Source organism: Streptomyces hokutonensis (assembly GCF_042751305.1).
GTDB lineage: Bacteria > Actinomycetota > Actinomycetes > Streptomycetales > Streptomycetaceae > Streptomyces > Streptomyces hokutonensis_A.
Genome location: NZ_JBHYWD010000005.1, coordinates 148,846 through 168,706, shown reverse-complemented (window position 1 = coordinate 168,706; position 19,861 = coordinate 148,846). Strand labels below are relative to the sequence as shown.

Sequence of the window (19,861 nt, the reverse complement as noted above, 5' to 3'; positions counted from 1 at the left end):
GCGAGCGAAAGACCCCGTCCGCATATCGTCATGTCGATTTAGTGAAAGCCCGACATCGGTGTCAACAGCAGCGGAAACCCTGGCGTGGATCGGCCTCCTGGCGGTCCGTCCGCATTCGTTCGAAGTCGCGTCGGTTCGGGACCTCGGCGGCCGGGTGGTCCCGGCGCAGATGCGTGACATACCGCTCGTACGCCGACTCGTCCATCAACTCCCGGACGTACCAACGCACTCCGCTACTCGCCCGCCGGAACGCCGACCACATCGCGCGCCCTCGCCTCCTCCTCCTTCTCCTCCCGGGTCGGGATCAGTCCGGCCGGTGCCACGATCTTCGACTCGACGTACGGCGTCTCGCTCAGCGAGGAGAGCGCCGGGCGGCGGACGTGTCGAACGCAGACGCGGAGGGCGTCCGTGATGACGACCACGACGAGCACCGCGAGAATGGCCGAAAGCACTCCGTCCACCGTGGAGTTGGTGACGACGGTGTGCATGTCGTCCATGGACTTGGCGGGCGGCAGTACCTTGCCCGCGTCGATCGCGTCCTGGAACACCGAGCGTTGCTTGAAGAAGCCGACCTTCGGGTCACTGGAGAACACCTTCTGCCAGCTCGCGGTCAGCGTGACCGTCGCGTCCCAGGCCAGCGGAATCCCGGTGATCCAGGCCCACTTGAGGCGGCCGGACTTCACCAGGAGGGTGGTGCAGACGGCCAGCGCGACGGCGGCCAGCAGCTGGTTGGAGATGCCGAAGATCGGGAAGAGCTGGTTGATCCCGCCGAGGGGTTCGTGGACGCCGACCCAGAGGAAGTAGCCCCAGAGCGCGCAGACCACGGCACTTGTCATTGCCAGGCCCGGCTTCCAACTCACGTTCTTGAACGGCCGGTAGAGGTTGCCCAGCATGTCCTGGAGCATGAACCGGCCCACCCGTGTGCCCGCGTCCAGCGCGGTCAGGATGAACAGAGCCTCGAACATGATCGCGAAGTGGTACCAGAAGGCGCGCAGACTCCCGCCGGTGACCTTGGCGAAGATCTCCGAGACGCCGACCGCGAGGGTGGGCGCACCGCCGGTGCGGGAGAGCAGGCTGGCCTCGTCGACGTTCTTCGCGGCCTGCGCGAGGTCGGCGGGGGAGATGTGATAGCCCCAACTGGTCACCACCTGCGAGGCGTTCTGCACGGTCGTGCCGATCGCGCCCGCCGGTGCGTTCATCGCGAAGTACAGGCCGGGGTCGATGATGCTCGCGGCGACCAGCGCCATGATCGCGACCGACGACTCCATCAGCATGGAGCCGTAGCCGATCATCCGGATCTGCGTCTCCTTCTGGATCATCTTCGGCGTCGTACCGCTCGATATGAGCGAGTGGAAGCCGGACAGGGCCCCGCAGGCGATCGTGATGAAGACGAACGGGAAGAGGGAGCCGGCGAAGACCGGGCCGTTGCCGTGCTTGGCGAAGTCGGTGACGGCGGGCATCCTCACGTCGGGCAGGGCGACGACGACGCCGATCGCCAGCAGGGCGATGGTGCCGATCTTCATGAAGGTGGAGAGGTAGTCGCGCGGGGCGAGCAGGGTCCACACCGGCAGGATCGAGGCGATGAAGCCGTACGCCACCAGCCAGATCACCAGCGTCGAGGGCGCGAGCGTGAAGGTGCCGGCCCAGGACGACTCGGCGACCCAGCGGCCCGCGACCAGGGCGAGCAGCAGCAGGGCCACGCCGATCAGCGACACCTCGGAGACGCGGCCGGGGCGAAGTACCCGTAGATAGAAGCCCATCAACAGGGCGATCGGGATGGTCATGCCGATGGAGAAGGTGCCCCAGGGGGAGGAGGCCAGCGCGTTCACGATGACCAGGGCCAGTACGCCGAGCAGGATGATCATGATGGCGAAGGTGGCGAGCAGGGCCGCCGCGCCGCCGAAGGGGCCGATCTCCTCGCGGGCCATCTGCCCAAGTGACCTGCCGTCGCGCCGGGTTGAGAAGAACAGCACCACCATGTCCTGGACCGCGCCCGCGAAGACGACCCCGACGATGATCCAGATCGTGCCGGGCAGGTAGCCCATCTGCGCGGCCAGTACGGGCCCGACGAGCGGTCCGGCGCCGGCGATCGCGGCGAAGTGGTGGCCCAGCAGGACGCGGCGGTCGGTGGGGTGGTAGTCGATGCCGTTGTCGAGGCGTTCGGCCGGGGTGGCCCGGGTCGCGTCGACCTTCAGGACCTTGTACGCGATGAACCTGGCGTAGAAGCGGTAGGCGATGGCGTACGAGCCGAGGGCGGCGGCGACCATCCAGGCGGCCGACACGTTCTCGCCCCGCGCCAGCGCGAGGACGGACCAGCCCGCCGCGGCGACGAGCGCGACGAGGGTCCAGACGACGATGGTTCGGACGTTCGCGGTACGCACCGGGGAGTCCTCCCGTCCATGCGGCGACGGGAGGAACGTAGAGCAACCGGCGTTACTGCGTAAGTCCCCTAGTCCTGCGGGCGCTTCAGTCGCGCCACGAACTTGTACCGGTCGCCCCGGTACACCGAGCGCACCCACTCCACCGGCTTGCCCTCCTTGTCGAGGGAGTGGCGGGAGAGCATCAGCATCGGGAGGCCGACGTCGGTGCTGAGGAGGCCGGCCTCGCGCGGGGTGGCCAGGGAGGTCTCGATGGTCTCCTCGGCCTCGGCGAGATGGACGTCGTAGACCTCGGCCAACGCGGTGTAGAGGGACGTGTACTTGACCAGTGACCTGCGCAGCGCGGGGAAGCGCTTCGCGCTGAGGTGGGTGGTCTCGATGGCCATCGGTTCGGCGTTGGCCATGCGGAGGCGTTCGATGCGCAGGACCCGGCCGCCGGTGGTGATGTCGAGCAGGTCGGCGAGGGTGTCGTCGGCCGTGATGTAGCCGATGTCCAGGAGCTGCGAGGTCGGTTCGAGGCCCTGGGCGCGCATGTCCTCGGTGTACGAGGTGAGTTGGAGCGCCTGCGAGACCTTGGGCTTGGCGACGAACGTGCCCTTGCCCTGGATGCGTTCGAGTCGGCCTTCGACGACCAGTTCCTGAAGGGCCTGGCGGACCGTCGTGCGCGAGGTGTCGAACTCGGCGGCCAGCGTGCGCTCGGGCGGGACGGGTGTGCCGGGCGGCAACGTCTCCGTCATGTCCAGCAGGTGTTTCTTCAGGCGGTAGTACTTGGGCACACGCGCGGTGCGGACGGTAGCCCCACCCTCGTTCTCCGCACTGCTGACGTCGGTGCTCATGCTCCGCCTTTCCGGCTCCGGACAAGGGTCACTTCGTGATCCCTTCTGTATACCGTCGCGGTCGCTTTTGGTCTAGTCCACAAGGGCAAGTGGTCTAGCGGAAGAGAGTACTCCGGCACGGTTGTTTTCGCTGCCTTCTTACTTAAAGGTTCCTGCATATGTAGGTCCCATAACGGCTGGTCAGGGCGGTTTCGGGAACCCTTGACAGGCCCTGTGGTCTGGTCCAAGCTCCCGGTACTGGTCTACACCATTGGTTCAGGTCCCGGCCCATGGGCGGGAGGTGTGGCAGGCATCCCTGAGGAGGGTGGCGTGAAGCGCAAGCTGATAGCCGCGATCGGTATCGCGGGCATGATGGTCTCCATCGCGGCGTGCGGGGGCAACGACGACAAGGGCTCTTCGAAGAGCGGCGCCGACGCCAAGGAGCTGACCGTCTGGCTCACCGTCGACGCGCAGAACAACTGGCCCCAGCTGGTCGCCGCAGCCGACGCGGCCGTGAAGAAGGCGCACCCGGGCGTCACGATCAAGCACGAGTACTACGGCTGGCCGGACAAGAACACCAAGCTCGACGCGGTCCTCGCCACCGACAAGGCCCCCGACGTGGTCGAGATGGGCAACACCGAGATGCTGAGCTACATGGTCAAGGGCGCCTTCGCACCCGTCGACCCTGCCAAGTTCACCAACTCCTCCGCCTGGCTCGACGGCCTCAAGGCCTCGGTCACCTACTCCGGCAAGACCTACGGCGTCCCCTACTACGCCGGTGGCCGTGTCGCCAACTGGCGTAGTGACATCGCCGCTTCGGTCGGCATCAAGACGCCCCCGACGACGTACACCGAGCTGACCGCCGACCTGGACAAGATCCAGAAGAAGGAGGGCAGCAAGTTCAGCGCCTGGTACCAGCCCACTCGCGACTGGTACGCGGCCATGTCCTTCGTCTACGACGCCGGCGGCGCCATCGCCACCCAGTCCGGGGACCAGTGGAAGGCCAGCCTCTCCTCGCCCGAGTCCATCAAGGGACTCAACGAGTGGAAGTCGGTCATCGACAAGTACATGCACGGCGACAAGACCAAGGACGAGTCCGACCGTTACATCGTCTACGGCCAGGGCAAGGCGTCCATGATCTTCGGCGCCGCGTGGGAGGGCGCGAGCGCGGCCGACCCGAAGGCCGACAAGACCGGCGGCAAGCTGAAGACCAGCCTCGTCAACTTCGTGATGCCCGGCCCGTCCGGCAAGAACATGCCCGTGTTCCTGGGCGGTTCGGACCTGGCCGTCCCGGTCAAGTCCAAGGCACAGGCCCTCGCCGCCGAGTGGATCAACGCCTTCACCGGCCCCTCCGGCCAGAAGGGCCTGATGGCCAAGGGCAACCTGCCCAACAACAAGACCGACCTCGCGACGCTGAAGAACGACCCCGCGACGGCGGTCCCGGCCACCGCGGCCGAGTCCAACTGGTTCGTCCCGATGGCACCGGGCTGGGGCCAGGTCGAGAAGGCTCAGGTCCTGCAGACCATGCTGCAGAACATCGGCACCGGCAAGCAGTCGGTCGAGGACGCCGCGAAGGCCGCGGACACCGCGATCGACAAGGTCATCAACACCAAGTGACCTGAAGGCAGGGCCCTGTTGGACCCCCACGGCGGGTTCTTCGGGGCAGGGCCCTGCCCCACGTACGGCCGTACGACCTGAGGGACCGCTGAGGAGCGCGCGATGAGTGCCGACACGACCACCCCCGCCAAGGTGCCGCCGCCGCGGCAGGCGCCCCCACCGCGCGCCTTGGGCGCACCTCGCAGAAAGCGGACGTCGAGAGGGACCGGGATCCCCTGGCTGCTGCTCGCCCCCTGTCTGCTCATCCTCGCCCTGGTCATGGGCTATCCGCTGGTCCGCCTGGTCACGCTGTCCTTCCAGTCCTTCGGACAGTCCCAGCTGTGGGGCTTCAAGCCCGCCGAGTGGATCGGCTTCGACAACTTCTCCGGGATCCTGGGCGACGGCGAGTTCTGGGGCGTCGTCGTCCGCACGATCGTCTTCGCGGCCGGCTCGGTCGTCTTCACGATGGTCGCCGGCATGGCCCTCGCCCTGCTCCAGCAGCGGGTCTCCGGCTGGATGAAGACCCTCATCAACATTGTCCTGGTGGCCAGTTGGGGCATGCCGGTCATCGTGGCGACCACCGTCTTCAAGTGGCTCTTCGACACCGACTACGGCGTCTTCAACGCCCTGCTCAGCAAGCTCCCCGGCGTCGACATGGTCGGCCACAACTGGTTCGCCAGCGGACCGCAGGGCCTCCTCGTCATCATGCTGCTGGTGGTCTGGGGCGCGGTGCCCTTCGTGGTGATCACCCTCAGCGCCGGACTCACCCAGGTTCCCCAGGAACTGGAGGAGGCCGCCCGCCTCGACGGCGCCGGCGCCTGGGGCGTCTTCCGGTACGTCACCCTGCCCATCCTCAAGCCGATCATCGTGATGCTCACGACCCTCTCGGTGATCTGGGACATGGGCGTCTTCCCCCAGGTGTTCGTGATGCGCGGCGGCCATCCCGAGGCCGACTTCCAACTACTGAGCACCTACTCGTACGACCGTGCCTTCGTCGTCAACGACTACGGACAGGGTTCTGCGATAGCCCTGGTCACGGTGGTGCTGCTGCTCGGTGTCGTCGCCGTCTACATGCGTCAGATGCTTCAGATCGGAGAGGTCGAATGAGCGCGCTCACGACCGACGCGCCCCGCAGGCCGGCCGGCGGGCGCAAGAAGTCCAAGCTCGGCTGGAACCTCGTCGGCCTCCTCGTCTTCATCGTCGTCGGCTTCCCCCTCTACTGGATGGTCGACACCGCGTTCAAGCCGGCCAAGGACGCCATCGACCCGGACCCGAGCCTGCTGCCCACCGGCATCACGCTCGACAACTTCCGCCGGGCGCTGGACATCGCGGACTTCTGGGGCCCGGTTGGCCGCAGCCTCATCGTGTCCCTGTCGGTCGTGGTGATCGGCATCGTCGTGGGCCTGCTGGCCGCGCTCGCCATCTCGCGCTTCGCCTTCCGCGGCCGCAAGATCGTGATCGTCGGCATCCTCGCGGTCCAGATGGTCCCGCTGGTCTCGATGATCATCCCGGTCTTCCTGCTGCTGAACGACCTCGACCAGTACGACAAGCTCTCCGGCCTGATCATCACGTACCTGACCTTCATCCTCCCGTTCACGGTGTGGACCCTGCGCGGCTTCATAGTCAACATCCCGAAGGAACTGGAGGAGGCGGCCATGGTCGACGGCTGCTCCCGCACCGGCGCCTTCATCCGCGTGGTCTTCCCGCTCCTCGCCCCCGGCATGGTCGCCACCTCGGTCTACGGCTTCATCCAGGCCTGGAACGAGTACCTGTACGCCCTGATGCTGCTCAGCCAGGAGCACCAGACGGCGACCGTCTGGCTCGGCAACTTCACCACCAAGCACGGCACCGAATACGCCCCGATGATGGCCGGCGCCACGATGATGGCCGTGCCGATCGTCGTCCTCTTCCTCCTCGTCCAGCGCAAGATGGCCGCGGGTCTGACCGCCGGCGCTGTGAAGGGATAACGCCAACCGATGACGACATTCGCCAGCGGTACAACTGCGTCCAATCCTGAAAAGGACGGCCTGACCCGCGACGCCCTCACCGTCCTGCAACCCGGGTTCCCCGGCACCACGGCCCCCGACTGGCTGCTGAGGCGCCTCGGCGAAGGCCTGGCCTCGGTGGGCCTGTTCGGCCGCAACATCGCGTCCGCCGAGCAACTGTCCTCCCTGACCGCCCAGTTGAGGGCCGAACGGGACGACGTGCTGGTCGCGATCGACGAGGAGGGCGGCGACGTCACGCGCCTGGAAGTGCGCACGGGCTCCTCCTTCCCCGGCAACCACGCGCTCGGCGCGGTGGACGACGTCGACCTGACACGGGCGGTGGCCCACGAGCTGGGCCGCAGGCTCGCCGCATGCGGCGTGAACCTCAACTGGGCCCCGTCCGCCGACGTGAACTCCAACCCCTCCAACCCGGTCATCGGCGTCCGCTCCTTCGGCGCCGACCCGGAACTGGTCGCCCGCCACACCGCCGCCTACGTCACCGGCCTCCAGGCCGCGGGCGTCGCCGCCTGCACCAAGCACTTCCCGGGCCACGGCGACACGGCGGTCGACTCCCACCACGCCCTCCCGCGCATCGACGCGGAGTCCTCCGTCCTGGAGCGACGCGAACTCCTCCCGTTCCGCGCGGCCATCGCCGCCGGCACCCGCGCGGTGATGAGCGCCCACATCCTGGTCCCGACCCTGGACCCGGACCACCCGGCCACCCTCTCCCCGCACATCCTGACCGACCTGCTGCGCGGCCGGCTCGGCTACGACGGCCTCATCGTCACCGACGCCATCGAGATGCAGGCCATCGCCGCCACCTACGGCATCGAACGCGGCAGCGTCATCGCCATCGCCGCCGGCGCCGACGCCCTGTGCGTGGGCGGCGGCCTCGCGGACGACGAGACGGTACGACGCCTGCGCGACGCCCTGGTGAGCGCGGTCCGCGCGGGCGAACTCCCCGAGGAACGCCTCGCCGAAGCGGCTGAACGGGTACGGGGGTTGGCCCGCTGGGCGGCCTCGGCGTCAGCCTTCGCTTCGGACGAAGGCGTCGCTCCCGCGCCGGACGTGACGCGCGTCGACATCGGTCTCGTCGCCGCCCGGCGCGCCCTGACGGTCACCGGTGCCGAAGGCTTCACCCCCCTCACCGAACCGCCCTACGTCGCTCTCCTCACCCCCGTCGCGAACATCGCCGTCGGCGACGAGACGCCCTGGGGCGCGGGTGTGGAGCTGACCCGGCTGCTGCCCGGCACGGAGATGGGGAGCTTTGCCGGGGAGGCCGCGGGGGACGAGGTGCTGGAGGCGGCGGGGGCGCGTCGGGTCGTGGTCGTGGTGCGGGACGAGCACCGGCATCCGTGGATGGCCGCTGCCCTCGACACCGTACTGGCGGCCCGCCCCGACACCGTCGTGGTCGAGATGGGCATACCGCAGGCCTCACCCCGAGGCGCTCTCCACATCGCGACGCACGGCGCGGCCCGGGTCTGCGGCCGTGCGGCGGCGGAGGTCCTCGCGGGGGCGTGACCTCAGGTGATACGCCGGTGCCGGGCCCTCCACGAGGGAGCCCGGCACCGGTACGTACGCGAGAGGAACCCGCGCCTCAAGTCCCGCGACTCAAATCCCCTGCCAGTCGGGCTTGTTGACGAACGTGTGCCGGAAATAGTCCGCCAGCTTCAGCTTGGACGCGGCGCCCTCGTCCACCACGACCGTCGCATGCCGGTGCAACTGCAGTGCCGACGCCGGGCACACCGCCGCGACCGGCCCCTCCACCGTCGCGGCGACCGCGTCCGCCTTGCCCTCACCGGTCGCCAGCAGCACCAGGTGCCGCGCCTCCAGGATGGTCCCGATGCCCTGCGTGATGACGTGGTGCGGGACCTGACCCATGTCGCCGTCGAAGAAACGCGCGTTGTCCACCCGCGTCTGCTCGGTCAGCGTCTTGATCCGGGTCCGCGAGGCCAGTGACGAGCACGGCTCGTTGAACCCGATGTGCCCGTCGGTCCCGATCCCCAGTATCTGCAGGTCGACCCCGTCGGCCTCGCCCAGCGCCCGGTCGTACGCCTCGCACGCCGCCTGCACGTCCTCGGCCGTCCCGTCCGGTCCGAGGAACGAGTCCATCCCGACCCCGAGCGGCTCCAGCACCTCACGGCGCAGCACCGAACGGTACGACTCCGGGTGCTCGGCGGGCAGCCCCACGTACTCGTCGAGCTGGGCGATCCGCGCCCGCGAGGCGTCCACGGCACCGGCGCGGACCTTGGCCGCCAGCGCTTCGTAGATGGGCAGTGGCGTCGAGCCGGTGGCCACGCCCAGCAGGGCGTCCGGCTTGTGCCGGAGCAGCTGCGCCATGGCCTCGGCGATCAGCTCGCCGCCCGACTTGGCGTCCGGAACGATGACAACTTCCACGCTGGGCCTGCCGTTCTGAAGTGAGCCATGTGGTTTAGACCAATCGGGGCTCAATCTAACAGAATCGGGTCCGACCGCCCAGGTGATCCCCGTCCCAACCACCCCGCGCGGGCGGCCTGGTGGAAGAGGGGGTGAAATGGACCCGACGGACCGCCCCCGCCTTACCCCGCGCATCTCCGGAGGACCCGCATGACCGCCACGACACCGACCCCCGAGAACGACGTGCCGGGCCGGATCATGGCCCGCGAAACGGCCGAGCAGCCGGCCGTCCTGCGCCGCATCCTGGAGGAGGGCGCCCCGCGCATCCGGCAGGTGGCCCAGGACGTGGCCGCCCGCAAGCCCCGCTTCGTGCTGCTCACCGCCCGCGGCACCTCCGACAACGCCGCCCTGTACGCCAAGTACCTCCTGGAGATCCGCCTCGGCCTGCCCTGCGGACTCACCTCGATGTCGACCACCACGGCCTACGGCGCCCGCCCCGATCTGACCGACGTCCTCGTCGTCACCGTCAGCCAGTCCGGCGGCTCCCCGGACCTGGTCGCCTCGACCCGTGCCGCCCGCGAGGCCGGCGCGATCACGGTCGCCGTGACCAACAACCCGGACTCACCGCTGGCCGCCGTCTCCGAGTACCACATCGACATCATGGCCGGACCGGAGAAGGCCCTCCCCGCGACCAAGACGTACACGGCCTCCCTTCTCGCGCTCTATCTCTTCGTCGAGGGACTTCGAGGCGGCGACGGCGCCGCGGCCAAGGCGCTGCCCGGCCTCGCGGAGCAGCTGCTCGCCCGGCAGGACGAGGTCCGCACCCTCGCCTCCCGCTACCGCTTCGCGGAGCGCATGGTCATCACCTCCCGCGGCTACGGCTATCCCACCGCCAAGGAAGCCGCCCTCAAGCTGATGGAGACCAGCTACATCCCCGCCCTCGCCTATTCCGGTGCCGACCTGCTGCACGGCCCCCTCGCCATGGTCGACAACGTCTCCCCGGTCATCGCGGTCGTCACGGACGGCAAGGGCGGCGCCGCCCTCCAGCCCGTGCTCGACCGGCTGCGCGGCCGGGGCGCCGACCTGGTCGTCATCGGCCCGGCCGGCCAGGTCGAACAGGCCTCGGCCGGTTTCGTCCTGCCCGTCGAGGGCGTCCCCGAGGAACTCCAGCCGATCCTGGAGATCCTCCCGCTCCAGCTCCTCGCCTACGAGGTCACCATCGCCCGCGGGCAGGACCCGGACGCGCCCCGCGCCCTGGCCAAGGTGACGGAGACCCGCTGACGGCACGCTCTTATGTGAGGGAACCTCCCGTCGCGTCCACCCAGCTCCCCGTGATCCACCGCCCGCCGTCGGACGCCAGGAACGCCACCACATCCGCCACGTCGGCGGTCTCTCCCACCCGCCCCAGCGCGGAGATGGCCGCCGCCCGGGCCCAGCCGTCCTCGCTCCCGTGCAGCAACTCGGCGGTGTTGTCCGTGTCTATGAGGCCCGGCGCCACCGAGTTCACCGTGATGCCCCGGGGGCCGAGCACCTTGGACAGGTCCCGGGAGAAGACGTCCAGGGCGCTCTTCGTCATGGAGTACGCGATGTTGTCCGGCATCGCCGCGCTGCGGGCGAGTCCCGAGGAGATGTTGATGATCCGGCCGCCGTCCCGCAGCCGGTCCAGCCCGTGCCGGACGAGGAAGAACGGCGCCTTCACGTTCACCGCGAAGACCCTGTCGTACTCGTCCTCCTCTATCTCCCCGATCGGTGACGAGGACCCGATCCCCGCGTTGTTCACCAGGATGTCCAGCCCGTCCGCGTGCCGGTCGAACTCCGCCCAGAGCCGCTCGGCATCGCCCGGCACGCCCAGTTCCCCGCCGAGCGCGAACGCCGAGCCGCCCGCGCTCTCGATCGCGGCGACCACCTCCTTCGCCGCCGCCTCGCTCCTGCCGTAGTGCACCGCGACCCGCGCCCCGTCCCGCCCCAGCCGCTCCGCGATGCCCCTTCCGATTCCCCTGCCCGCACCCGTGACGAGTGCCGTCCTGCCCGCGAGCACACCCATGTCCACGCCCCCTCCGCGTCTCTCCAGCAATTTCCCTAGCGGTCGCTACAGAAAAGACCGTACAACAGCGCGCCGACATTTCTCTAGCGGCCGCTATACAATTCACTCCATGGTGGACGATGCTGAGGCAAAACCGCAGGTCAAGGCCGGTAAGTCGCGCGGTCGACCGCGCTCCTTCGACCGTACGACCGCGCTGGAGCGGGCGGTGCTCGCCTTCTGGGAGCACGGCTACGAGGCCACCTCCGTCTCGGACCTGACCCGTGCCATGGGCATCGGCGCCCCCAGCCTCTACGCGGCCTTCGGTGACAAGCAGGCCCTGTTCGCCGAGGTCGTCGAGGAGTACGGCACGCGCTACGGCTCCTTCGCCGACCGGGCGCTCGCCGAGGAGCCGACCGCCCGGGCCGCCGTGGCGCGGATCCTTCGCGAGGCCGCCGCCGAGTACACCGCACCCGGCCGGCCGCACGGCTGTCTCGTCATCCACGCGGCCACCAACTGCACGACCCCAGAGGTCGAGGAGTCCCTCCGGATGCGGCGCAACGCCAACCTCGCCGCCTTCGAGCGCCGTATCGCCGCGGACATCGCCGAGGGGGAGCTGCCGGCGGACCTCGACGCCGCCGCGCTGGCCCGGCACGCGGGGGCTGTCGTCCAGGGAATGTCCCAGCAGGCGCGGGACGGGGCGAGCCGGACGGAGCTGGAGGCGCTCGCCGAAATTGCCATGACCATCTGGCCCCGCACATGACTCAACACCGTTAGGCTTCGCACTGCATGCTGGGACGTCCGAGTAGTTGCGGACAAGTGCGGGAAAGCATCGGCATCAAACATCCTTCAACGCATGGACATGGATTAGTGGTCTAGTCCACAATGTGTTAAAGGCGTAAGCCTCCGTCTTCCCCGCACAGGAAGACGGACCGAGGAACCGGAGCTCTCTGCCCTGACTGCCCCGGGTCCTCATCCATCGGCCGATCGGGACCGCACACCCCGTGGCCGTTGCTGCTCCGGGCTGCGGTGCCGAGAGGGCTGAGGGTCCCTCTCAGGCGCCGCGGCCCGCGGGTGTTTTTAGGACAGGTACAGACCGGCGGGTACGCTCGCAGACGTGCCCTCCATGAACGAACTCGTACGCCAGCACACCGCACTCGACGACTCCGACCTCGAGTGGCTCCACCTGCTGGTCTCGGAGTGGCAGCTGCTCTCCGACCTCTCCTTCGCCGACCTGGTCCTGTGGGTCCCCACGCGCGACGGCACGCGCTATGTCTCCGTCGCCCAGATGCGGCCGAACACCGGCCCCACCTCGTACCAGGACGACATGGTCGGCCACCTCGTCCCGCGCGGCCGCCGCCCCATGCTGGACGCCGCCCTCGACGAGGGCCGGATCGTGCGCGAGGGCGACCCGGAGTGGCGCGAGGAGGTCCCCGTCCGCGTCGAGTCGATTCCGGTACGACGGGACGGGCGCGTCCTGGGAGTCATCGCGCGCAACACCAACCTGCTCACCGTGCGCACCCCGAGCCGTCTCGAACTCACCTATCTGCAGAGCGCGTCGGACCTCGCCCAGATGATCGCGGCCGGTTCCTTCCCGTTCCCGAACCAGCTGGTCGACATGGACGCCTCGCCGCGCGTCGGCGACGGACTGATCAGACTCGACGGCGACGGCATCGTGCAGTACGCCTCGCCCAACGCCCTCTCCGCGTACCACCGGATGGGCCTCGCCACCGACCTCGTCGGCCAGCACCTGGGCGTGACCACCGCCGAACTCGCCCCGACCCGGGGCCCGGTGGACGAGGCGCTCGCCAAGGTCGCCAGCGGATGGGCGCCGCGCGAGTTCGAGATCGAGGCGCGTGACGGCGTGATCCAGTTCCGGGCGATCCCGCTCAAACCCAAGGGCACCCGCATCGGTTCACTGGTGCTGCTCCGGGACGTCACCGAACTGCGGCGCCGCGAGCGGGAGTTGATCACCAAGGACGCGACCATCCGGGAGATCCACCACCGGGTGAAGAACAACCTCCAGACGGTCGCCGCCCTGCTCCGGCTGCAGGCCCGCCGGATCGAGTCGGAGCGCGGCCGGGAGGCTCTGGAGGAGGCCGTACGACGGGTCGGTTCGATCGCGATCGTGCACGAGACGCTGTCCCAGAACCTGGACGAGCGCGTGGAGTTCGACGAGATCGCCGACCGGGTGCTCGCGATGGTCGCCGAGATCTCCCCGGGCAAGGTCACCGGCCGGCGCAGCGGCCGCTTCGGAATACTGGACGCCGAGGTCGCGACCCCGCTCTCCATGGTCCTCACCGAGATCCTCCAGAACGCCCTGGAACACGGCTTCCGCGAGGGCGAGACCGGCACGGTCGAGGTGTCGGCCGTCCGCGGCGGCACATCGAAGGACGCCCGCCTCCTGGTCACCGTGCAGGACGACGGCGTAGGACTCCCCGAGGGATTCGACCCGCACCGCTCGGGCAACCTGGGTCTGCAGATCGTACGGACTCTGGTGGAGGGCGAGTTGGGCGGCACGTTCGACATGGTGCCGGGGCCGGAGCGGGGGACCCGGGTGATTCTGGACGTGCCGGTGCAGGCGCACAAGTGACATACGTGCACACGATCTCCACGCGCGTGTGCCCGAACTGCCGTGCACGCGCGCGTGCTTGAGGACAGCAAAGAGCCCCGGACCAAGTGATGGTCCGGGGCCAGTCGCTCGTTGCTATGCGCATCGGGGGTACTGCGCGCTGCGGCTCGGGGGCGGGAGATGCGTACTCGCTGTACGCGCCGCCAAGCTCAGGCTGTTAGCAGGGTGGGCGTCAGGCGGAGGCCTGACGGGCACGGTTGCGAGCGGCGCGGCGCTTCATGGCGCGGCGCTCGTCCTCGCTGAGACCACCCCAGACGCCGGAGTCCTGGCCGGACTCGAGCGCCCACTGCAGACACTGGTCCATAACAGGACAGCGACGGCAGACGGCCTTGGCTTCCTCGATCTGCAGCAGCGCAGGACCGGTGTTGCCGATGGGGAAGAAGAGCTCGGGGTCTTCCTCGCGGCAAACGGCGTTGTGACGCCAGTCCATGGCTGCTACCTCTCCTTGGTATTACGTGCGGGTTGCTTGTGAATGTGAACGCTTTCACGAATCCCTCAACAAGTGAAGGGCCGAACGCCAGGTTCACTGGCGGAGGTCCTGTGGATTGAAGAGGGGTTCCGGCGATCCGTGGAGGCCGGTGTTGCGGGCCGTCTCGATCGCCACGTAGAGACTCGCAAACCTCAGCGGCGGATACAACCCCTACCGGAAAGTTTTTTTTGATTCCTCGGTGTCGACTAGGTCACAGCCGTACTTCCATGGGGTGGACCCTGGTCTAAACGTTCGAGTGAAAGGACTTCAGCCCTTTCTGCTCACACAATCACACGCAGTGCACGGCGTACGCCTGTGAACGTCACGCTCGTACGCAGTCCAAGGTGGTCGCCGTCCATCTGGAGGGGCAGAGGGACCTTCGAATGCAAGGTGAACTCGCTCAGGTCGTGCAGAGCCGCAGCGTGCTTGCCATGGGGTCCGCGCTCGGGGGACGAAGTGAGCAACTGGGTGCCATACCGGGCAACCGCGGCGCTGGACAGGCGGGTGAGACCGAGTACGTCGAGGCCTTTATCGAACGACGCCTTAGGTGACGTGTACATCGGGCGATTGCCGAGATACGTCCAGGGCGAGGTGTTCGAGACTATGGCCACCACCAGATCGGTGACCGGGTCCTCGCCGGGCTGCTCCAGGGTGATCGTCCCGTGCCGGCGGTGCTGCTCCCCGAGGAACTGCCGGACCACCTGGCGCACGTAGAGCGCGTGCGTGGACTTCTTGCCCTGCTCCCGCTGCTGTTCGACCCGCCCGACCACCCCGGCGTCGAACCCGAGCCCGGCGTTGAAGGTGAACCAGCGGGACGGCACCGCCTCGTCCTCGGTGCCGGGCGTTCCTGAAGCCAGCCCCAGGCCGACCGTGCGCTCGCTGCCCTCGCGCAGGGCGTCGAGGATGGCGCCGGTGGCCTCCACGGCGTCGTTGGGCAGGCCCAGGGCGCGGGCGAAGACGTTGGTGGAGCCGCCGGGGACCACCGCGAGGCCGGGCAGGCGCTCCGGGTCGGGGCCGGTGTGCAGCAGGCCGTTGACGACCTCGTTGACCGTTCCGTCGCCGCCGAGGGCCACCACCAGGTCGACGTTCCCGCTCTCCGCGGCCTGCCGGGCGAGGTCACGCGCGTGGCCCCGGTACTCCGTGGTGACGGCCTCCAGCTTCATCTCGCTGGCGAGGGCGTGAAGCAGGACGTCGCGCGTACGTGCGCTTGTGGTGGTTGCCGCCGGATTGACCACGAGAAGTGCACGCATGAGTTGCAGCGTACCTACTGGGGGGTACCCGTCCCATACCGAGGTAGGGGTTGGGTAAGAGGAGAGGGCGTGAGCCTGGACACCTGGGGCCGTTTTCCGAGGGCTACCCTTCTGGGGTGAGCGCTGAGCAGACCCCCGCCCCGGAGACGGCGACCGACGGCCCCGACGGACCCCGTCCGCGCCGACTGACCTACGCGGCGGCCCTCGTCGCACTGGAGGGTCTCGCGCTGGCCGTCGGCGGTGTGTGGATGCTCGTCCTGGGGCTCACCGGCGACCCGGACGACCGGCAGCAGGCCGTGACCGGAGGCATCACCCTGGTGGTGCTCGCGCTGCTGCCGCTGCTCGCCGGGCGCGGGCTGCTCGGCCGGCGCGGCTGGAGCCGGGGTCCTGCCGTGATCACGCAGATCATGGCGCTGCCCGTGGCCTACAACCTGCTCCAGGCCGACAGCGTGGCCATCCCGGCCGGGATCGCGCTCGCGGTGGTCGCGATCGCCTCCCTGGTGCTCCTGGTGAACCCGGCAACGACACAGGCCCTCGGAATCCGAGGGCCCGGCCGCCGTACCGAAGAGCCGAAGGGCTAGCCTCCGGCCCGGTCCTACTCCTCCACGAGGAGCTTCTCCCGCAGCTGGGCCAGGGTCCGGGCCAGCAGGCGGGACACGTGCATCTGGGAGATGCCGACCTCCTGCGCGATCTGCGACTGCGTCATGTTGCCGAAGAAGCGCAGCAGCAGGATCCGCTTCTCCCGGGGCGGCAGGTCCTCCAGGAGCGGCTTGAGGGACTCGCGGTACTCGACGCCCTCCAGGGCCTCGTCGTACGCGCCCAGGGTGTCCGCGACCGCCGGGGACTCGTCGTCCGTGTCCGGGACGTCCAGGGACAGCGTGGAGTACGCGTTCGCGGACTCCAGGCCCTCCAGGACCTCCTCCTCCGAGATGCCCAGCTTCTCGGCCAGCTCGTGGACCGTGGGAGAGCGGCCGTGCCGCTGCGAGAGCTCCGCCGTCGCCGTGGTCAGCGACAGACGCAGCTCCTGGAGCCTGCGCGGGACGCGCACCGCCCAGCCCTTGTCACGGAAGTGCCGCTTGATCTCGCCGACGACCGTCGGGGTCGCGTACGTCGAGAACTCGACACCGCGCTCCGGGTCGAAGCGGTCGACCGACTTGATCAGGCCGATGGTGGCGACCTGGGTCAGGTCGTCCAGCGGCTCGCCGCGGTTGCGGAAGCGGCGCGCGAGATGCTCGACGAGCGGCAGGTGCATACGGACCAGCCGGTTGCGCAGCTCTGCGTACTCGACGCTGCCGTCCTTGAGCGTGCGCAGCTCGATGAAGAGCGCGCGCGCTCCGCTGCGGTCCTGGGGGTCGTGCCGGGTGCTCTGCACACTCTGCACGCCTTGCGCGCCCGCCACGTCGTCCCGCTCGTGCTCGCTCATCGCCTGGTCCGTCGCCCTTCCCCGAGCTTTCGCCTCCTCCCCCACGCTCGACTGAGTCGGAGCGGGGGAACCCCCGGCAACAGGGGAGACCCCACCAATACGCACGGCACCGTCCTGCTCACGTTGACCGTCGTCCGTCACACCGGCCTCCGAGGGTTCGTCCTCCGGATGCGGCCGAGCCTGTTCGGGGATTCCGCCGCGTGGCACCAGGGAGCCGGCGTCCGCCGTGAGGCGTGCTCCGCCCGTGCCGCCATCGGCCGGCAGCTCCCGTGTGCCGCGCTCTTCGTCCCGCACCGGCCCGTCCCCGTTCCTCACGCCGGCCCGGGTCCCGCGCCGCGCTGTTTGTAGAGGCTGATCGTCACGGTCTTGTCCTCGTCGACTGCCGATGAGACCTTGCCCGCGAGGGCCGAGAGCACGGTCCAGGCGAAGGTGTCGCGCGAGGGCGCGTGACCGTCCGTCGTCGGGGCGGAGACGGTGACTTCGAGCGAGTCGTCCACGAGCCGGAAGACACAGCTGAGCACTGAGCCGGGCACGGCCTGCTGGAGCAGGATCGCGCAGGCCTCGTCCACCGCGATGCGGAGGTCCTCGATCTCGTCGAGGGTGAAGTCCAAACGGGCTGCGAGGCCGGCCGTGGCCGTACGCAGCACCGACAGGTAGGCACCCGCAGCCGGCAGCCGGACTTCCACGAAGTCCTGGGTCGCGGGCTCGCCTGCGATCTGGGACACCCTCACCTCCAAGGTGGTACAAGCTCTTTCGGGGGCCCAGGGGTCGCCCCCCGGGGTAACGCGATACTTGGTTCAGCGGTGACGCTACCGCGCTCCGAACTTTCCTGTCCCCGGGACCCCAACCCCATGCTGTCACTCATAGTAAACCTACGGATACGCTCCGTGGCTAGGGGTCCTGCGGGCCCAATTGGGAAGAGCGCGCGCCGGGTTGACGTACCCAGACGTCAGACGGTCGAACCGTCGAAACCGGCGGTCGGATTACGGGGTCACAGGAGTACGTGGTCGACGAAGCACCAGCGCCAGCTCTCACCGGGTTCGTAGGTACGCATCACCGGATGCCCGGATTCCTTGTGATGTGCTGTCGCGTGGCGCAGGGGAGAAGAGTCGCAGCAGGCGACATGGCCGCAGTAGAGGCAGAGTCGCAGCTGTACGGGGTGGGTGCCGGCCGCCAGACACTCGAGGCAGGTCTCGCTCTGGGGCTTCGGTTCCGGGAGCGGCAGCGCGTCGGCGTGCGTGCACTGTTTCATGATTGCCAGATTACGACGGCTGTGCGGTTGGCCGCGCGGAAAAACGAGGGCGGGCGAGGACGATGGACGTGATGCCACTGCTGTTGCTGGTGGCGGGAAGTGCCGCGGTGGCCGCCGGGGCCCGGCGCACCCCGGTGCCGGCGCCACTGCTGCTGGTCGCGGTCGGGCTGGCCGTCTCCTACGTCCCGGGGGTCCCGGACTACACCCTGGACCCGGACGTCGTACTGCCGCTGCTGCTTCCCCCGCTGCTCTACACGTCGGCCACCGACAGCTCCTACCTCGACCTGCGGGCCCAAGTGCGGCCCGTGGCGCTGCTGTCGGTGGGGTACGTGCTCTTCGCCACGTTCGTCGTCGGCTGGGCCGCGTACGTGATCGTGCCGGGGCTGCCGCTGACCGCGGCGCTGGTGCTCGGCGCGGTGGTGGCGCCGCCGGACGCGGTCGCCGCGACCGCTGTGGCCCGCCGGGTGGGACTGCCCTCGCGGATCACGACGATCCTCCAGGGCGAGTCCCTGCTGAACGACGCCACCGCGATCACCGCCTACAAGGTGGCCCTCGCGGCGGCGGTCGGCGAGGGCGCCACCTGGGCGGGCGGTATCGGGGAGTTCCTGCTCGCGGCCGTCGGCGGGGTCGGTGTCGGGCTCCTGATGATGGTGCCGATCCACTGGCTGCGCACGCACCTCAAGGAGGCGCTGCTGCAGAACACACTCTCCTTGCTGATCCCGTTCGTCGCCTACGCGGTCGCCGAGCAGGTGCACGCCTCCGGAGTGCTCGCCGTCGTGGTCGTGGCGCTCTATCTGGGCCACCGCGCGTGGGAGGTCGATTTCGCGACCCGCCTCCAGGAGGAGGCCGTGTGGAAGATGGTCGCGTTCGTCCTGGAGTCGGCGGTGTTCGCCCTGATCGGGCTGCAACTGCCGGTGGTCCTCAAGGGACTTGGCGAGTACCGGGGCCTGGACGCGGCCCTGTACGCGATCGCTCTCTTCCTGGTGGTCGTCGTGACCCGCTTCGTGTGGGTGTACCCGGCGGCCTTCCTGCCCCGCATGTTCTCCGCGCGGATCAGGGAACGCGAGGACAATCCCACCTGGAAGGGGGCGATGACCACCGCGTGGGCCGGCATGCGGGGTGTGGTCTCGCTGGCCATCGCCTTCTCGATCCCGCTCACGGTGCACGGCGGCGGCCCCTTCCCGCAGCGCAACCTCATCCTGTTCCTGACCTTCACGACGGTCATCGGCACCCTGGTGGTGCAGGGCCTGAGCCTGCCCCCGATCATCCGGCTGCTGAAATTCCCCGGGCGCGACCCCCAGGCCGAGACCCTCGCCGAGGCCAACGCCCAGGCGCAGGCCTCCCGGGTGGCCGAGAAACGCCTCAACGCCCTTCTGGAGGACGAGCGCAACACCCTGCCCCCTCCGCTGGCCGACCGCCTCCGCGAGGTCCTGGAGCGCCGCCGCAACGCCGTCTGGGAGCGCCTGGGTGCCACCAACCCCGTCACCGGCGAGACCGTCGACGACACCTACCGCCGCCTCTCCCGCGAGATGATCAGCGCCGAACGCTCGATGTTCGTCCGCCTCCGCGACGGCCGCTACATCGACGACGAGATGCTCCGCACGCTGCTCCGCAGGCTGGACCTGGAGGAGGCGGCGGCCTATCGGGAGGCGGCCTAGAGGTTTC

19 protein-coding genes are annotated in these 19,861 nt (G+C 69.1%); 9 read left to right on the top strand and 10 right to left on the bottom strand.

Annotated elements, in window-relative coordinates; all coding sequences use genetic code 11:
- Positions 1–61: 61 nt before the first annotated feature.
- The 3 genes from ACFXC1_RS15670 to ACFXC1_RS15660 all read right to left on the bottom strand — a co-directional run bounded on the left by ACFXC1_RS15670 (position 62) and on the right by ACFXC1_RS15660 (position 3,214).
- A complete protein-coding gene (locus tag ACFXC1_RS15670) occupies positions 62–262 on the bottom strand; it encodes a CstA-like transporter-associated (seleno)protein (protein ID WP_381242961.1) in 201 nt (66 codons plus the stop codon).
- Entirely contained in the window at positions 234–2,381 is a 2,148-nt protein-coding gene (locus ACFXC1_RS15665; protein WP_381242959.1) for a carbon starvation CstA family protein, read from the bottom strand. The genes ACFXC1_RS15670 and ACFXC1_RS15665 overlap by 29 nt, the downstream gene beginning before the upstream one ends.
- A 68-nt stretch (positions 2,382–2,449) precedes the next feature.
- Entirely contained in the window at positions 2,450–3,214 is a 765-nt protein-coding gene (locus ACFXC1_RS15660; protein ID WP_019072168.1) for a GntR family transcriptional regulator, read from the bottom strand.
- A gap of 309 nt (positions 3,215–3,523) precedes the next feature.
- Between ACFXC1_RS15660 and ACFXC1_RS15655 the strand changes: the two genes are divergently transcribed.
- The 4 genes from ACFXC1_RS15655 (at position 3,524) to ACFXC1_RS15640 (ending at position 8,295) form a co-directional block, all read left to right on the top strand.
- On the top strand, positions 3,524–4,810 hold the full coding sequence (locus ACFXC1_RS15655; RefSeq protein WP_381242957.1) for an extracellular solute-binding protein: 1,287 nt from the start codon (positions 3,524–3,526) through the stop codon (positions 4,808–4,810).
- A 102-nt stretch (positions 4,811–4,912) separates the two neighbouring features.
- Complete coding sequence (locus ACFXC1_RS15650) at positions 4,913–5,896, top strand: carbohydrate ABC transporter permease (RefSeq protein ID WP_381242955.1); 984 nt, start codon at positions 4,913–4,915, stop codon at positions 5,894–5,896.
- A complete protein-coding gene (locus ACFXC1_RS15645; RefSeq protein WP_381242953.1) occupies positions 5,893–6,756 on the top strand; it encodes a carbohydrate ABC transporter permease in 864 nt (287 codons plus the stop codon). Before ACFXC1_RS15650 ends, ACFXC1_RS15645 begins: the two co-directional genes overlap by 4 nt.
- A gap of 9 nt (positions 6,757–6,765) precedes the next feature.
- Positions 6,766–8,295 (top strand): glycoside hydrolase family 3 protein, encoded by a 1,530-nt coding sequence (locus ACFXC1_RS15640; protein ID WP_381242951.1) that lies wholly within the window; start codon positions 6,766–6,768, stop codon positions 8,293–8,295.
- A gap of 90 nt (positions 8,296–8,385) precedes the next feature.
- Here the strand turns inward: ACFXC1_RS15640 and nagB are convergent, their stop codons facing one another.
- Positions 8,386–9,171 carry a glucosamine-6-phosphate deaminase gene (nagB, locus tag ACFXC1_RS15635; protein ID WP_381242949.1) on the bottom strand — a complete coding sequence of 262 codons (786 nt, stop codon included), beginning with the start codon at positions 9,169–9,171 and terminating at the stop codon, positions 8,386–8,388.
- A gap of 189 nt (positions 9,172–9,360) precedes the next feature.
- On the opposite strand from nagB, the gene ACFXC1_RS15630 reads away from it, so the two are divergent.
- The gene (locus ACFXC1_RS15630; protein WP_381242947.1) at positions 9,361–10,431 is read left to right on the top strand and encodes an SIS domain-containing protein; all 1,071 of its coding nucleotides are present in this window, start codon (positions 9,361–9,363) and stop codon (positions 10,429–10,431) included.
- Positions 10,432–10,441: 10 nt separating this feature from the next.
- Here ACFXC1_RS15630 and ACFXC1_RS15625 read toward each other — a convergent pair whose 3' ends face one another.
- Complete coding sequence (locus tag ACFXC1_RS15625) at positions 10,442–11,194, bottom strand: SDR family oxidoreductase (RefSeq protein WP_381242945.1); 753 nt, start codon at positions 11,192–11,194, stop codon at positions 10,442–10,444.
- Positions 11,195–11,303: 109 nt separating this feature from the next.
- On the opposite strand from ACFXC1_RS15625, the gene ACFXC1_RS15620 reads away from it, so the two are divergent.
- Both ACFXC1_RS15620 and ACFXC1_RS15615 read left to right on the top strand, forming a co-directional pair.
- The gene (locus tag ACFXC1_RS15620) at positions 11,304–11,933 is read left to right on the top strand and encodes a TetR/AcrR family transcriptional regulator (protein ID WP_381242943.1); all 630 of its coding nucleotides are present in this window, start codon (positions 11,304–11,306) and stop codon (positions 11,931–11,933) included.
- A gap of 363 nt (positions 11,934–12,296) precedes the next feature.
- Positions 12,297–13,763 carry a sensor histidine kinase gene (locus tag ACFXC1_RS15615; RefSeq protein WP_362984751.1) on the top strand — a complete coding sequence of 489 codons (1,467 nt, stop codon included), beginning with the start codon at positions 12,297–12,299 and terminating at the stop codon, positions 13,761–13,763.
- Between the two features lie 211 nt (positions 13,764–13,974).
- Here ACFXC1_RS15615 and ACFXC1_RS15610 read toward each other — a convergent pair whose 3' ends face one another.
- Both ACFXC1_RS15610 and ACFXC1_RS15605 read right to left on the bottom strand, forming a co-directional pair.
- Positions 13,975–14,232, bottom strand: a complete 258-nt coding sequence (locus tag ACFXC1_RS15610; RefSeq protein WP_006142322.1) for a WhiB family transcriptional regulator — start codon at positions 14,230–14,232, stop codon at positions 13,975–13,977.
- Positions 14,233–14,552: 320 nt separating this feature from the next.
- Entirely contained in the window at positions 14,553–15,521 is a 969-nt protein-coding gene (locus ACFXC1_RS15605) for a diacylglycerol/lipid kinase family protein (RefSeq protein ID WP_381242941.1), read from the bottom strand.
- Between the two features lie 116 nt (positions 15,522–15,637).
- On the opposite strand from ACFXC1_RS15605, the gene ACFXC1_RS15600 reads away from it, so the two are divergent.
- Positions 15,638–16,102, top strand: coding sequence for a hypothetical protein (locus tag ACFXC1_RS15600; RefSeq protein WP_381242939.1), 465 nt, complete (start codon positions 15,638–15,640; stop codon positions 16,100–16,102).
- A 14-nt stretch (positions 16,103–16,116) separates the two neighbouring features.
- Here ACFXC1_RS15600 and ACFXC1_RS15595 read toward each other — a convergent pair whose 3' ends face one another.
- The 3 genes from ACFXC1_RS15595 to ACFXC1_RS15585 all read right to left on the bottom strand — a co-directional run bounded on the left by ACFXC1_RS15595 (position 16,117) and on the right by ACFXC1_RS15585 (position 18,196).
- Positions 16,117–17,259, bottom strand: a complete 1,143-nt coding sequence (locus ACFXC1_RS15595) for an RNA polymerase sigma factor SigF (protein ID WP_381242937.1) — start codon at positions 17,257–17,259, stop codon at positions 16,117–16,119.
- The gene (locus tag ACFXC1_RS15590; RefSeq protein ID WP_020130755.1) at positions 17,256–17,669 is read right to left on the bottom strand and encodes an ATP-binding protein; all 414 of its coding nucleotides are present in this window, start codon (positions 17,667–17,669) and stop codon (positions 17,256–17,258) included. Before ACFXC1_RS15590 ends, ACFXC1_RS15595 begins: the two co-directional genes overlap by 4 nt.
- 266 nt (positions 17,670–17,935) lie before the next feature.
- Entirely contained in the window at positions 17,936–18,196 is a 261-nt protein-coding gene (locus ACFXC1_RS15585; RefSeq protein ID WP_019072181.1) for a UBP-type zinc finger domain-containing protein, read from the bottom strand.
- 62 nt (positions 18,197–18,258) lie between these two features.
- On the opposite strand from ACFXC1_RS15585, the gene ACFXC1_RS15580 reads away from it, so the two are divergent.
- Complete coding sequence (locus ACFXC1_RS15580; protein WP_381242935.1) at positions 18,259–19,854, top strand: Na+/H+ antiporter; 1,596 nt, start codon at positions 18,259–18,261, stop codon at positions 19,852–19,854.
- Positions 19,855–19,861 lie beyond the last annotated feature (7 nt).